The 13,541-nt window shown below is 68.3% G+C and carries 16 protein-coding genes; 4 read left to right on the plus strand and 12 right to left on the minus strand.

Annotated elements, in window-relative coordinates; translation table 11 throughout:
* The first annotated feature begins 28 nt into the window (after positions 1–28).
* The 3 genes from rsmA (at position 29) to ACFPN1_RS06855 (ending at position 2,228) form a co-directional block, all read left to right on the plus strand.
* A complete protein-coding gene (gene rsmA / locus ACFPN1_RS06845) occupies positions 29–838 on the plus strand; it encodes a 16S rRNA (adenine(1518)-N(6)/adenine(1519)-N(6))-dimethyltransferase RsmA (protein ID WP_386754092.1) in 810 nt (269 codons plus the stop codon).
* Positions 839–978: 140 nt separating this feature from the next.
* The gene (apaG, locus tag ACFPN1_RS06850) at positions 979–1,356 is read left to right on the plus strand and encodes a Co2+/Mg2+ efflux protein ApaG (RefSeq protein ID WP_386754093.1); all 378 of its coding nucleotides are present in this window, start codon (positions 979–981) and stop codon (positions 1,354–1,356) included.
* Positions 1,356–2,228, plus strand: coding sequence for a symmetrical bis(5'-nucleosyl)-tetraphosphatase (locus ACFPN1_RS06855; protein WP_386754094.1), 873 nt, complete (start codon positions 1,356–1,358; stop codon positions 2,226–2,228). The genes apaG and ACFPN1_RS06855 overlap by 1 nt, the downstream gene beginning before the upstream one ends.
* A 198-nt stretch (positions 2,229–2,426) precedes the next feature.
* Here the strand turns inward: ACFPN1_RS06855 and ACFPN1_RS06860 are convergent, their stop codons facing one another.
* The 8 genes from ACFPN1_RS06860 to ACFPN1_RS06895 form a co-directional block, all read right to left on the minus strand.
* Complete coding sequence (locus ACFPN1_RS06860; protein WP_386754096.1) at positions 2,427–2,927, minus strand: dihydrofolate reductase; 501 nt, start codon at positions 2,925–2,927, stop codon at positions 2,427–2,429.
* A 49-nt stretch (positions 2,928–2,976) separates the two neighbouring features.
* On the minus strand, positions 2,977–3,771 hold the full coding sequence (locus ACFPN1_RS06865; protein WP_386754097.1) for a thymidylate synthase: 795 nt from the start codon (positions 3,769–3,771) through the stop codon (positions 2,977–2,979).
* Between the two features lie 9 nt (positions 3,772–3,780).
* The gene (lgt, locus tag ACFPN1_RS06870) at positions 3,781–4,677 is read right to left on the minus strand and encodes a prolipoprotein diacylglyceryl transferase (protein ID WP_386754098.1); all 897 of its coding nucleotides are present in this window, start codon (positions 4,675–4,677) and stop codon (positions 3,781–3,783) included.
* Positions 4,678–4,808: 131 nt separating this feature from the next.
* A complete protein-coding gene (locus ACFPN1_RS06875; protein ID WP_386754100.1) occupies positions 4,809–5,297 on the minus strand; it encodes a TPM domain-containing protein in 489 nt (162 codons plus the stop codon).
* Positions 5,298–5,307: 10 nt separating this feature from the next.
* A complete protein-coding gene (locus ACFPN1_RS06880) occupies positions 5,308–6,210 on the minus strand; it encodes a TPM domain-containing protein (RefSeq protein ID WP_386754101.1) in 903 nt (300 codons plus the stop codon).
* Positions 6,211–6,229: 19 nt separating this feature from the next.
* Positions 6,230–6,898, minus strand: coding sequence for a LemA family protein (locus ACFPN1_RS06885; RefSeq protein ID WP_386754102.1), 669 nt, complete (start codon positions 6,896–6,898; stop codon positions 6,230–6,232).
* Between the two features lie 152 nt (positions 6,899–7,050).
* Entirely contained in the window at positions 7,051–7,785 is a 735-nt protein-coding gene (locus ACFPN1_RS06890) for a TerC family protein (RefSeq protein ID WP_386754103.1), read from the minus strand.
* Between the two features lie 75 nt (positions 7,786–7,860).
* A complete protein-coding gene (locus ACFPN1_RS06895; RefSeq protein WP_386754104.1) occupies positions 7,861–8,241 on the minus strand; it encodes a diacylglycerol kinase in 381 nt (126 codons plus the stop codon).
* A 237-nt stretch (positions 8,242–8,478) separates the two neighbouring features.
* Here ACFPN1_RS06895 and ACFPN1_RS06900 point away from each other — a divergent pair, with 237 nt between their 5' ends.
* Entirely contained in the window at positions 8,479–8,952 is a 474-nt protein-coding gene (locus ACFPN1_RS06900; RefSeq protein ID WP_386754105.1) for a VOC family protein, read from the plus strand.
* 37 nt (positions 8,953–8,989) lie between these two features.
* On the opposite strand, the gene ACFPN1_RS06905 is transcribed toward ACFPN1_RS06900, so the two are convergent.
* The 4 genes from ACFPN1_RS06905 to ACFPN1_RS06920 all read right to left on the minus strand — a co-directional run bounded on the left by ACFPN1_RS06905 (position 8,990) and on the right by ACFPN1_RS06920 (position 13,510).
* Positions 8,990–10,015, minus strand: coding sequence for an isoaspartyl peptidase/L-asparaginase family protein (locus tag ACFPN1_RS06905; RefSeq protein WP_386754106.1), 1,026 nt, complete (start codon positions 10,013–10,015; stop codon positions 8,990–8,992).
* A gap of 74 nt (positions 10,016–10,089) precedes the next feature.
* The gene (locus tag ACFPN1_RS06910; RefSeq protein ID WP_386754107.1) at positions 10,090–11,322 is read right to left on the minus strand and encodes an ABC transporter permease; all 1,233 of its coding nucleotides are present in this window, start codon (positions 11,320–11,322) and stop codon (positions 10,090–10,092) included.
* Positions 11,319–12,014: an ABC transporter ATP-binding protein gene (locus tag ACFPN1_RS06915; RefSeq protein ID WP_386754108.1), complete on the minus strand. Its 696-nt coding sequence runs from the start codon at positions 12,012–12,014 to the stop codon at positions 11,319–11,321. The genes ACFPN1_RS06910 and ACFPN1_RS06915 overlap by 4 nt, the downstream gene beginning before the upstream one ends.
* 47 nt (positions 12,015–12,061) lie before the next feature.
* The gene (locus ACFPN1_RS06920) at positions 12,062–13,510 is read right to left on the minus strand and encodes an efflux RND transporter periplasmic adaptor subunit (protein ID WP_386754110.1); all 1,449 of its coding nucleotides are present in this window, start codon (positions 13,508–13,510) and stop codon (positions 12,062–12,064) included.
* Positions 13,511–13,541 lie beyond the last annotated feature (31 nt).

The following is a 13,541-nucleotide window of genomic DNA, read 5'->3' on the forward strand; positions in this document are numbered from 1 at the left end:
CGCGACCACGGCGAGCGATAATCCCCGCATGAGTCGATCCGCCGCCTTCACCGAACCGGCCAAGAAGCACCTCGGCCAGCATTTCCTGCACGAGCGGGGAATCATCCAGAAGATCGTGCAGGCGGTGAATCCGCAGCCGGGCGATCGTCTCGTCGAGATCGGTCCCGGCCAGGGCGCGATCACCTTCCCTCTGCTCGATCGCCACGGCGAGCTCACCGTCATCGAGTTCGACCGCGACCTGATCTTCCCGCTCACGGAAGCCGCGCGCGCCCACGGCACGCTCGAAGTCATCCATCGCGACGTGCTGACGGTCGACTTCACCGCGCTGGCGCACAACGGCGGTCCGATCCGGCTGGTGGGCAACCTTCCGTACAACCTGTCATCGCCGATCCTGTTCCATGCGCTCGAACACGCCGCCGCGATCCGCGACATGCACTTCATGCTGCAGAAGGAAGTGGTCGACCGCATGGCCGCCGGGCCGGGCAGCAAGGTCTACGGCAGGCTGAGCGTGATGCTGCAGGCGTATTGCCACGTGACGCCGCTCTTCACCGTGCCGCCGGGCGCGTTCCGCCCGCCGCCGAAGGTGGACTCCGCCGTCGTGCGCATGGTGCCGCGCGATCCGGCCACGGTGGCCGTGCAGGATCCTGCGCGCTTCGCCGCCGTCGTCCGTGATGCCTTCGGCCAGCGCCGCAAGACCCTGCGCAATGCGCTCTCGCAACAATGCGACGCGACGACGATCGAGGCCGCCGGCTTGCGTCCGGATGCGCGCGCCGAACAGATCGAAGTCGCCGGCTTCGTCAGGCTCGCGAACGCGTTGGCCACGCAGACGGGCGACTGATCCGCTCCTGACGCTGCGACCCGGTCGCTGCACGAAAGACACAGCGCCAGATCGACGAGGCGTCCCGGCCGCGCGGCGGCGCCGCACCTCCTTTCAGCCGGCGCATTCCCGATCCGCACGCCGCGCACTACACTTCCGCAATGGAACGTCTTTACGCCATCCACATCGATGTCGCCACGCGCTACCTCGATGATCAGTCCGAGCCCGAGCAGGACCGCTACGTCTTCGCCTACACCATCCGCATCCGCAACACGGGCCAGTTGCCCGCGCGCCTGCTGACGCGGCGCTGGATCATCACCGATGCCAACGGCAAGACGGAGGAAGTCGAAGGCGACGGCGTCGTGGGCGAGCAACCTTATCTGCGGCCCGGCGAGCACTTCGAATACACCTCCGGAGCCGTGCTCGAAACGGACCTGGGCACCATGCATGGCGGCTACCGGATGCTGGCCGACGACGGCACGCAGTTCGAGGCGCCCATTCCCGCCTTCACCCTGACCGTTCCGCGGACGCTGCACTGATGACGGTCTGGGCGATCGGCGACTTGCAGGGCTGTTACGACGCGACGCAGCGCCTGTTGGAACGGCTGGCCTTCGACCCCGCACGCGACACGCTCTGGTTCTGCGGCGACCTGGTCAACCGCGGCGGCCAGTCGGTCGAAACCCTGCGCCTGGTGCATTCTTTGCGCGCCAGCAGCATCGTGGTGCTCGGCAACCACGACCTCTCCCTGCTGGCAATCAGCGAGCGTCGCGAGGAAGAGCAGCGCAAGGTCAACGCCGATCTGCAGGGCGTGCTGTTCGCCCCCGATCGCGACGAGCTGATCGGCTGGCTGCGGATGCAGAAGCTGCTGCACGTCGATCGTTCGCTGGGCTGGATGATGGTCCATGCCGGCCTGGCGCCGAAATGGACGACGACGATGGCCGAACGCCATGCGCGCGAAGTCGAGGAGCGCCTGCACGGCGACCAGCCCGGCCGCCTGCTGAAGAACATGTACGGCGACAAGCCCGCATGGCATCCCAAGCTCACCGGCGTCGATCGCCATCGCGCCATCATCAACGTCTTCACGCGCCTGCGTTACTGCACGCCGCGCGGCCGCATCGGCTTCGAGGACAAGGGCGCGCCGGGCACGCAGCAGCCGGGCTTCTATCCCTGGTACGAGGTCCCCGGACGGGTCGAGCGCGATCTGAAGATCGTCTGCGGCCACTGGTCCACGCTCGGCCTCTTCATCGGCCACGGCGTGCACGCCATCGATACCGGCGCGGTATGGGGCGGCAAGCTCACCGCGCTGCAGCTGGACACCGACGAACTGCGTGTCGTGCAGGTGCCGGGGCGCGACGTCCCCGCCAATCCGCCGCGTCCGCGGCCGCCTTACCACCGCCCGCAGGGCAAGTAGCCGCGTGCCGGCGACGTTCGCCCTGGTGGCCGTTGCCTTCGCCCTGCTTGCGATCGGGTTGGCGCACGGGCGCCGCACAAGGCAGCCCATGTGTCCGCCGCAGCGGCACGCGGATTCGCACAGCGCCTCGCGGAAGCCGCAGTCCGGTGCGCTCGCGATGGCCCGGTTCCGCCTGGGCGGATCGCACTGACGCGCCGGTCAGCGCGACCGCACGTAATCGACGAATTCGAAGGCGAACGCATGGCGCGCATCCGCGGCATGCGCTTCGCGGCCGACGCTGCGCCATTCGTCCCGGTCGAACGCCGGAAAGTGCGCATCCGGGCCCTGCACCACCGCATCGACATGGGTCAGGTAGAGGTGCGTGGCCAACGGCAGGCACAGCGCATAGACCTCGCCGCCGCCGATCACGCACAAGGCGTCGGCACCTTCGCCGTTCGCGATTCGCATCGCTTCATCGAGCGAAGCCACGGCCCGCATCCCATCGAACGGTACCGCGCCGGAACGCGTCAGGACCAGGTTCGTCCGGCCGGGCAGCGCGCGCCCCAGCGACTGCGCCGTCTTGCGGCCCATGAGCACCGGCTTGCCCAGCGTGAGCGACTTGAATCGCTTGAGATCGTCGGGCAGATGCCACGGCAATGCATTGTCCTTGCCGATGGCTCCGTGCCGGTCGAGCGCGGCGATCAGATGCAGCGGAATCATGACGCGCACATCGTCCGCATCCGGTGCTCGCCGCTATCGTTGCGTGGCATCAGACCGCCACCGGCGCCTTGATCGCCGGCGCCGGATCGTAGCCTTCGATGGCGATGTCGTTGTAGCCGAAGGCGAAAAGATCGCGCACCTGCGGATTGAGCCGGAGGCTCGGCAAGGCACCCGGCGTGCGTGTCAGCTGCTCGCGGGCCTGTTCGTAATGGTTCGAATACAGGTGCGCGTCGCCCAGCGTATGCACGAAGTCGCCCACGGCCAGGTCGCAGACCTGCGCCACCATGTGCGTGAGCAGCGCGTAGCTGGCGATATTGAACGGCACGCCGAGAAAGATGTCGCCGCTGCGCTGGTAGAGCTGGCAGCTGAGCTTTCCGTCGGCCACGTAGAACTGGAACATCGTGTGGCACGGCATCAGCGCCATGTGCGGCAGGTCGGCGACGTTCCAGGCCGACACGATCAGCCTGCGCGAATCCGGATTGCGCCGGATCTCGTCGACGACCCAGCTGATCTGGTCGATCTCCCGGCCGTCCGTACCGGCCCAGCGCCGCCATTGCTTGCCGTATACCGGACCGAGTTCGCCCTCGGCATCGGCCCATTCGTCCCAGATCGAAACCTTGTTGTCCTTCAGATAGGCGATGTTGGTCTCGCCCTTCAGGAACCACAGCAGTTCGTGCACGATCGAGCGCAGGTGCAGCTTCTTGGTGGTGACCAGCGGAAAGCCCTGCGCCAGGTCGAAGCGCATCTGCCAGCCGAACACGCTGCGCGTTCCCGTTCCGGTCCGGTCGGATTTCTCGGTGCCGTGCTCGAGGACGTGGCGGAGGAGATCGAGGTACTGCTTCATCGGTGCCTCCTAGTGCGAAAGCGCCGGCTGCAGCGTCGGCGAGCGCCGCGACAGCCACAACCAGAACAGGCCGAGGGCGATCAGCGGCAGGCTCAGCACCTGCCCCATGGTCAGCCAGCCGAACGCGAGATAGCCGATCTGCGCGTCGGGCACGCGCACGAATTCGACGACGAAGCGGAACAGCCCATAGAGCAACGCGAACAGGCCCGACACCGCATAACGCGGCCGCGGCCTGCGCGAGTACCACCACAGCACGGCGAACATCACCAACCCCTCGAGCCCGGCCTGATACAGCTGCGACGGATGCCGCGCGAACTGGTCGAGCGCGCCGGTGGCGAACTGCTCGCGGATCTGCTGCATCGGCAGTTGCTGGAGTGCCGGATCGCTGGGAAACACCACGCCCCACTCGCCGCCGGTCGGCTTGCCCCACAGCTCGCCGTTGATGAAATTGCCGAGACGGCCGAAGCCGAGCCCCGGCGGCACCAGCGGCGCGACGAAATCGACGGTGTCGAACAGGTGCAGACGATGGCGGCGCGACCACCACCACGCGGCGAACACGACGCCGAGCAGGCCGCCGTGGAAGCTCATGCCGCCCTGCCAGATCTTGAACACCTGCAGCGGCTCGGCGATGTAGGTGGGCAGGTCGTAGAACAGGATGTAGCCGAGGCGGCCACCCAGCACCACGCCGAGCGCGCAGTAGAAGATCAGATCGCCGTACGCGGCTTCGTCGACGCCCGGCAGGCGTCCCGCGCGCACGCGCCGGCGGCCCAGCCACCAGGCCGCCACGAAGGCCAGCAGGTACATGACGCCATACCAGTGGATCTGCGGATGGATGCTGCCGAGCAGCGGCAGGTTCCAGGTGCCGAGGTCGAGGGCGACGGGATCGATCTGGTGCAGGACGGTCATGCCGGAAAGGTGCTCCGCGGGGGATGCCCTATTGTGCCGTAGGGTGGGCCCGAGCCCACCATCGCGACGCAACCGCGGGTCACGACACTGCGCGACTGCGGACCGCCGTTGGATGCCCGATCCCCAACTACCTACAGCAGGTGCGGATCATCCGGAAGCTCGTTGGCATCCACGTAGCCCGGCGCGCGCGGGAAATGCGTTTCGATCAGCGCGGACAGGGCCTCCAGGCCGCGCAGCACGGCGGCCTCGGGCTCGCCGGCCTTCAGACCCTCTTCGACCAGCTGGCAGGCGCCACGCCATTGCTCGGGGCTGACGAGTCCGTCGAAACCGCGATCGGCCACGATCTCGATGCGATGGTCGGCCAGCAGCAGGTACAGCAGCACGCCGTTGTTGGCGCGCGTGTCCCAGGCGCGCACTTGCGCGAAGACCTCCTGCGCGCGATCGCGTGCCTGCATTCCCGCGAGCACCGCACGCGGATGCAGCGCACTTTCCACCGCGAAGACGATTTCGCCGGTGTGCCGCACTTCGCTGGCGGCGATCGCCTCGGCGATGCGTTTCAGCGCGTCTTTGGCGAAGAGGCGGCGCGAAGGCATGGCGAAGAGATGTCTGAGCAGGCGCATCGCGGACTCCCTACCAGCTGCCGGAGGCGCCGCCGCCTCCGCTCATGCCGCCGCCACCGGACCAGCCGCCTCCGCCTCCGCCGCCGAAGCCGCCGCCTCCCCCAAAACCGCCGCCGCCCCAGCCTCCCCCACCGCCGAAGCCGCCCCAGCCGCCGTGGCCGACGTAGCGTCCGCGCGGCAGGCTCGCCAGTCCGACCACGAAACCGATCACTCCGCCGATGCCGCCCGCGACCACCAGCGACGACACCAGCCAGGCCACGCCACCGGCCGCGGCGCCGCCGAGCACGCCGCGCAGGAAGGACGGCAAGGGACTGAGGAACGCACGCGCGACCTGCGCGACGATGAAAGCGGCGAAGAGCGCGAACAGGAAACCGCTGCCCCCACCGTGCCGCGACGCTGCGCGCGGCTCCGCCAGGGGCTCAGGCAAAGGCTCGCCGTCGATCAGCTTCACCAGCGCCGCGGTGGCGTCGACGAGCCCGCCGTTGAAGTCGCCTGCGCGGAATTTCGGTGTCATGTACTCGGTGATGACGCGGATCGCGGTCGCATCCGGAATCGCACCTTCGAGCCCATAACCGACTTCAATGCGCGCGCGCCGGTCGTCCTTGGCGACGACCAGCAACACGCCATCATTGGTGCCCTTGCGCCCCAGCTGATACTGGTCGAAGGCGCGCACGGCGTACTGCGCGATGTCTTCCGGCTGCGTGGTCGGCACGATCAGCACCTGCAGCTGGCTGCCCTTGCGCTGCTGCAGGGCGCGCGCCTGCGCTTCGAGTTGCTGCTTCGTCGCGGCGTCCAGCGTCATCGTGGTGTCGATGACGGGGCCGGTGAGCGGCGGAATCGCCGCGAGCTGCTGCGCCTGCGCGAACGCGCAGGCCAGCAGCAGGACGCTCAGCGCGAGCAGGCGTCGCAGCATCGACGGTTACGTCGCCGGCTCAGCCGCCGGCCGGTGCCGGCTGTTGCTGCGCCGGTTGTTGCTGCGCCGGTTGCTGCTGCGCCGGCGGTTGCGGCGCCGTCGCCGGCTGGCCGAAATCGACCTTGGGCGCTTCCTGGATCTGCTGTTCGTTCTCGACGGTGAAGTTCGGCTTGGTCTTGTAGCCGAACATCATCGCGGTGAGGTTCTGCGGGAACGAGCGGATGTAGGTGTTGTAGTCCTGCACCGCCGTGATGTACCGCTGGCGCTCCACCGCGATGCGGTTCTCGGTTCCCTCCAACTGCGCCTGCAGCTGCAGGAAGTTCTGGTCGGCCTTGAGTTGCGGGTAGTTCTCGCTGACCACCAGCAGGCGACCGATCGCGCTCTGCAGTTCGCCCTGCGCCTGCTGGAACTGCTGCAGCGAGGCGGGATCGTCCGCATTGACGTTGATGCTGCCCACCTTGGAGCGCGCCTCGGTCACCTGGGTGAGCACCTGCTGCTCGTGGGTGGCGTAGCCGCGTACCGTGGCGACCAGGTTCGGCACCAGGTCCGCGCGGCGCTTGTAGACGTTGAGGACCTGCGACCAGGCGGCCTTCACCGCCTCGTCCTTCTGCTGGATGGTGTTGTAGCCGCAACCGCCGAGCATCGCGGCGAGCAGGACCAGGACCAGCATCATGAGCAGCTTGCGCATGGGAGTTCCCCCGGGTTGGCGTGGCGGATCGGTGGCGCGCCGTGCATTGCAGCATCGGCCGGAATCAAGCCGACGTGAGGAAACCGGCCCGGCGCCACCCCACGGTGGGGGAGCACGGCGGCGAAATCAATCGCCCGCCGTGCCGGCTGCCGTCAATCCGCTTCCACCCGTCGCAGGGCGTTGCGCTTGGCCCACAGGTTGAGGCATTCGACCAGCGCCGAGAAGCCCATGGCACCGTAGATGTAGCCCTTCGGGACATGCAGCCCGAAGCCGTCGGCGATCAGGTACACGCCCACCAGCACGATGAAGGCGAGCGCCAGCATCTTGATCGTGGGATTGCGTTCGATGAAATGGCCCAGCGGCGTGGCCGCCATCAGCATCACCGCGACCGCGAGCAGGATCGCCGCGACCATCACGGGTGTCTGGTTGGCCATGCCCACCGCGGCGATCACCGAGTCCAGCGAGAACACGATGTCGATCACCGCGATCTGCGCGATCACCCCCAGGAAGGACACCGCCGGCCGGGTGTGCACATCCTCGGATTCTTCCTCGCCGACGATCAGGTCCTTGATCTCGGCCGAGCCCTTCACCAGCAGGAACACGCCGCCGAGGATCAGCACCAGGTCGCGCATCGAGATGCCCTGGCCGAAGACATGGAACAGGTCATTGGTGAGACCCGCCAGCCAGGCGAGGGTCAGCAGCAGCCCGATACGGGTGAGGCACGCGACCGCGATGCCGAACTTGCGTGCCTTCTCGCGCTTGACCAGCGGCAGCTTGCTCACCGCGATCGAGATGAACACCAGGTTGTCGATGCCGAGCACGATCTCGATCGCGCTCAGGGTGAACAGGGTGATCCAGGTTTGCGGGTCGGTCAGCAGTTCAATCACTTGCGCACTCTCGTGGGGCGGATCTTGACCCGCCGTTTCAGGCATTCAGGGGAAGCAGGCGGGTCAAGACCCGCCCTACAGGATCCTTGGCAGCAGGATCGCGCCCCACACCAGCAGTACGTTCATCATCAGCACGAAGACCGCTGCCGAGCCCATGTCCTTGGCGCGGCCGGCCAGTTCGTGGAATTCGGGGCCGTAGCGCTCGATCACGGCTTCGATCGCCGAATTGAGCAGCTCGGTGCTCATCACCAGCAGCATCGAACCGACCAGCAGGATGCGTTCGACCGGCGTCTGGCCCAGCCACCAGCCGATCGGCGCGAGCACCACGAACAGGTAGACCTCGAGCCGGAACGACGACTCGTGCGTCCAGGCGGCGTGCAGGCCCTGCATCGACCATCTGGCGGCCTTGAGGATGCGCGACGGATGGCGCGGAAGGTGGCCGGTGGCGTCAGCCATGGCGGCGCTCCGGAAACGTTGCTGGATGGGCAGGCATGACCTGGTCGATCTGGACGGCCGCGAACGGGGCCGGGCGAGGCGGCCGGGGGCCGCGATCAGGCCCCGGATTCTGCCACAAGCTCCGCAGCCCCGCCCTGCCGGCCCCGCGTCGGCCGCGCGAAAACGAGGCAAGAACGATCATTGCCGGGTAACGCGTGCCGGCGCAGCCTGCGCCTCTTCCCCCACGAGGAGCGTGCGATGTCCGTCAATCCCATTCCCGAGGGCTACCACTCGGTCAACGCGTACCTGATCGTCGACGATGCGGCGAAGGCGATCGATTTCTACGAACGCGCCTTCGGTGCGCAGGAACTCTACCGGCTGCCGATGGGCGACCGGATCGGCCACGCCGAGATCCGCATCGGCGACACCCAGCTGATGCTGTCGGACGAGTGGCCCGACATGCAGGCGCTGGGTCCCAACAAGCGCGGCGGCGCCACCGCCAGCTTCGTCATCTACGGCCCCGACGCGGACGCCGCGTGGGACCGCGCGGTGCAGGCCGGCGCGAAACCGGACCGACCGGTCAAGGACGAATTCTGGGGCGACCGCATGGGCACCGTGATCGACCCGTTCGGCCACAAGTGGTCGCTGGGCACGCACGTGCGCGACGTCGGCCCCGAGGAGATGAAACAGGCGATGGCGGAGTGGTCGAAACAGCAGCACGCCGGCGCCTGAGCGGACCCGCTGCGGGGCGCCAGGCCCCGCAGCCGTCTCACTTCTCGTCGCGGAAGATCGCCGTGCCGCGCGAACCGTCGGGCTTGAGCCACGCGCGGTACATGCCGCTGGTGTTGAACGGCATCGCGATGTTGCCGTCGCGATCCAGCGCGATCGCGCCGCCGTCGCCGCCGCTGGCCGGCACGATCCGGTTGACGACTTCCTCGGCCGCGTCGACCAGCGCGTCGCCGCGATAGGCCACGCGCGCGCAGATGTCGTGCGCCACCGCATTGCGGATGTAGAACTCGCCCCAGCCCGTGCCCGACACGCCGCAGCGGTCGTCGGCCCAGGTGCCTGCGCCGATGATCGGGGAGTCGCCCACGCGGCCCCAGCGCTTGTTGGTCATGCCGCCGGTGCTGGTGCCCGCGGCGATATGGCCCTGCGCATCCAGCGCGACCACGCCCACCGTGCCGAAGTACTTGCCCTTCTCGACGATCGCGGCACCGCTGCGCTCCTTCGCCTGCGCTTCTTCCAGTTGCTTGCGGCGACGATCGGTATCGAACCAGCTGTTGGCCACGCGCTCGATTTCCGGGCGGCTGTCGGCGAATTTCTCGGCGCCCGCGCCGGCGAGCATCACGTGCGGGCTGTGCTCCATCACCGCGCGCGCCAGTTTGATCGGATTACGCACGGTGGTGACGCCGGCGATCGCACCGGCGCGCCGCGTGTGGCCGTCCATGATCGAGGAGTCGAGTTCGTGCTTGCCTTCCGCGTTGAACACCGCGCCCTTGCCGGCGTTGAACTGCGGGGATTCCTCCATCACCACGATCGCGGCTTCCACCGCGTCGAGCGCGCTGCCGCCCTTCGTCAGCACCGCATTGCCGGCATCGAGCGCGCGATTCAACGTCGCACGGATCTCCTTCTCGTCCTCCGCACTCAGCGCGCTGCGCTCGATCACACCGGCGCCGCCGTGGATCACCATGGCGGTGCGATGCTTTCCGACGTTGCCGGCGTCGCTGGCATTCGGGTCGGCGGCGTGGGCGGTCATGGCGGCGAATGCAAGCAACAGGAGCGACAGATGGCGCATGGCAGGCCTCGAGGGTTCATGACCGGCCAAGCATAGTCCGCCTCCGCGCCAGGGTCTGTGCGCAGGCGGTCGGGTCACTGCTGGCGCAGGGCCTCGATCGGGTCGAGCTGCGAGGCCTTGCGCGCCGGGTAGTAGCCGAAGAACAGGCCCGTGGCGATGGAGAAGCCTGCCGCCAGCGCCACCACCTGCCCGTTCAACGCCACCGGGAGCGAACCGAAGCGCCCCACCAGCAACGCGCCCACCACACCCAGCGCGATGCCGATCACGCCGCCGATCAGCGAGATCAGCATCGCCTCGGCGAGGAACTGCCGGCGGATGTCCGAAGGCCCCGCGCCAACCGCCATGCGCAGGCCGATCTCGCGGATCCGTTCGGTCACCGACACCAGCATGATGTTCATGATGCCGATGCCGCCGACCACCAGCGAGATCGTCGCCACCGCACCCAGCAGCAGCGACATCAGCCGCGTGGTCTGCGTGCGCGTGGCGACGACTTCGGCGATGTTGCGCACGCTGAAGTCGTCCTCGTCGCCAGGCTGGATGCGGTGGCGCTGGCGCAGCAGCGCTTCGACCTCGCCCTGGACATAGTCCACGTCCTCCGCGCGGGTGACGCCGAGCGCGATCTGCCGCACGCCGCCCGGCGGCACGTTGGCGGCGCCCATCAGGCGGCGGCGCGCGGTTTCCAGCGGCACCAGCACGATGTCGTCCTGGTCCTGGCCGAAGCCGCCCTGCCCTTTCGCCTTCAGCACACCACCGACGGTGAACGGCACGCGGCCCAGGCGCACCGTCTGGCCCACCGCGTCCTCGTCGCCGAACAGTTCGCGGCGCACGGTCTCGCCCAGCAGCACCGACTTGCCACCGCTGTAGTCGTGCGCCTCGAAGCCGTTGCCATCGGCGATTTCCCAGTCGTTGATCGCGAAGAAATCCGGCTGCACGCCTTCCCACTGCGTGGACCAGTTGCTTTCCGCATACACGATCTGCGTGCCGCCGCGCAGCGACGCGGCGACGTACTGGACCTCCGGAATCTGGTCGCGGATCGCCTCGGCATCGCCTTCGTTGAGCGAATAGCGGCTGCCCGCGGCGACGCGCGCTCCGCCGCCGCCGAAACCGCCACCGCCGCTGATGTCGAGCCGGTTCGAGCCCAACCCCGACACCAGCTTGTCGATTTCCGCCTGCGTGCCCTGCCCGACCGACACCATCACGATGACCGCGGCGATGCCGATGATCACGCCCAGCGACGTCAGTGCGCTGCGCAACCAGTTGCCGCGCAGGGCGAAGACGGCGGTGCGCAGGATTTCCATGAAGTTCATGGCGTTTCTTCCGCCACCGGTCGCGCCTGCTCGTGCAACTCGCCGTCGCGCATGAGGAAGACGCGGTCGCAATGGCGGGCGACGTCGGGATCGTGCGTGATCAGCACCACGGTGTGGTCTTCCTGCTGCAGGCGCTTGAACAGCGCCAGGATTTCCTCGCCCGTGCGGCTGTCGAGCGCACCGGTGGGCTCGTCGGCGAGCAGGATCGGCGGCCGGTTGATCAGCGCGCGCGCGATCGCGACGCGTTGCTGCTGGCCCCCGGACAATTCGCTCGGGCGGTGGCCGGCGCGTTCGGCGAGACCCACCGCTTCCAGCGCGTCGCGGGCGCGCTGCAGGCGTTCCTCGCGATGCACGTTGGCGTAACCCATCGGCATCGCCACGTTCTCCAGTGCGTTCATCCGCGGCAGCAGATTGAACCCCTGGAACACGAAACCGATCTTCTCCAGCCTCAACGCTGCGCGCTCCTCGGCATCGAGCGTCGCGACATCGATGCCGTCGCAGCGGTAGGTACCGCTCGAAGGCGTGTCGAGGCAGCCCAACAGGTTCATCAGCGTGGACTTGCCCGAACCCGACGGGCCCATGATCGCCACGAATTCGCCGCTGCCGATGCGCAGGTTCACCCCGCGCAGCGCGACGACTTCCGCTTCGGTGCCCGGCGAATACACCTTGCCCAGCGCGTGCGTCTCGATCACGGCAGGGGTCTCCGCACGTCCCGCGGCAACGTCCGTGGGCGATGCGCTCATTTCGCCGCGCGCCCGCTGCCGACGATCACCTCGTCGCCCTCGCGGATCCCGCCGGACACTTCCGTGTAGCTGCCGTCGGACGCGCCAACGCGCACCATCACCGCCTGTGGCTTGCCATCGACCAGTTTGTAGAGCGGCGCGCGACGCGAGCCGACCAGCGCGGCGATTTCGCGATCCCACTGCGCCTTCTGCGCGTCGTCGAGCGTGGCCTTGAATGCCGCGAACTGCTGGTTGAAGCGATCGGCCATGCGCTGGCGCATCGCACCCGCATTGCCTTCGCCGCCAGGCCGGTTGCTGCCTCCGCCCGGGCCGCGGCCGAACAGGCTGGCGCCCTGTTGCGGTGCAGGCGCCGCCTGGCGCGATGCCACGCGCTGGCGGATCGCGGCCAGCGCTTGATCGAATGCGGCGCGCTGCGGGGCGTCCAGCTTCAGCGTTGCAGCGATGCGCTCGAAATCCTCGGCGAAGTTGCCGCGGCCGCCAGCTCCACGCGTCGCCGCCCCGCCGTATTCGTCGTCGGGCTTGTAACGCAGCGCGGCATTGCTCACGCGCAGCACGTCTTCGCGGTGACTGACCTCGATCTCGGCATTCGCGGTCATGCCGGGCAGCAGCGACTGATCGCTGTTGTCCAGCGACACCACGACGGGATAGGTGATGACGTTGCTGGTGTTGGTCGCGGCCAGGCGCACCTGCTTCACCTTGCCGCGGAAGCGTCGTTCGGGATAGGCATCGACGGTAAAGGCGACGTCGAGCCCCGGCTTGACCTGGCCGATGTCGGCCTCGTCGACCGCCAGAAGGATCTCCATCTGCGACAGGTCCTCAGCGATCTGGAACAGCACCGGCGCCTGCAGGCTCGCGGCCACCGTCTGGCCGGGCTCGATCGAGCGCGACAGCACCACGCCGTCCACCGGCGAGCGGATCACCGTGCGTTGCAGGTTGAGGCGCGAAGTCTGCGTCGAAGCGGTCTGCTGCCGGATCTGCGCCTGCGCCGAAGCGACCTGCGCGCGCGCCTGGTCGCGTGCGGCGCGGGCGAGGTCGAGATCGCCGCGCGCGATCAGCTGCTGCTGCGCGAGTTCCGCCTTGCGGTTGTAGTCGGCTTCGGCGTTGCGCAAGGTGGCCTGGGCCGTCGCGAGTGCCGCGCGTGCGCTGTTGATCTGCGCGTTGCCCTGCGCGATCTGCGCCTCGTACGTGCTCGGGTCGATGCGCGCGATCACCTGGCCCTTGCTGACGTGATCGTTGTAATCGACGAGGACGTCGGTGACCTGGCCGGAAATCTGGCTGCCGACATCGACCTGCGAGGTGGCGTTGAGCGCGCCGGTCGCGGAGATCGTGACCCGGATGTCGCCCCGTTCGACCTTCGCCGTGCGGTAGGCCGAGGCGGCTTCCTCGTTGCTGCGATGGCGCCACGCATACAGCGCGCCGATGGCGACGGCCCCGATGACGGCCACGACGGCGATGCGGCGCGACCAGGACGATGTT

Origin of the sequence: Lysobacter yangpyeongensis, from assembly GCF_042655745.1 — a bacterium.
GTDB lineage: Bacteria > Pseudomonadota > Gammaproteobacteria > Xanthomonadales > Xanthomonadaceae > Agrilutibacter > Agrilutibacter yangpyeongensis.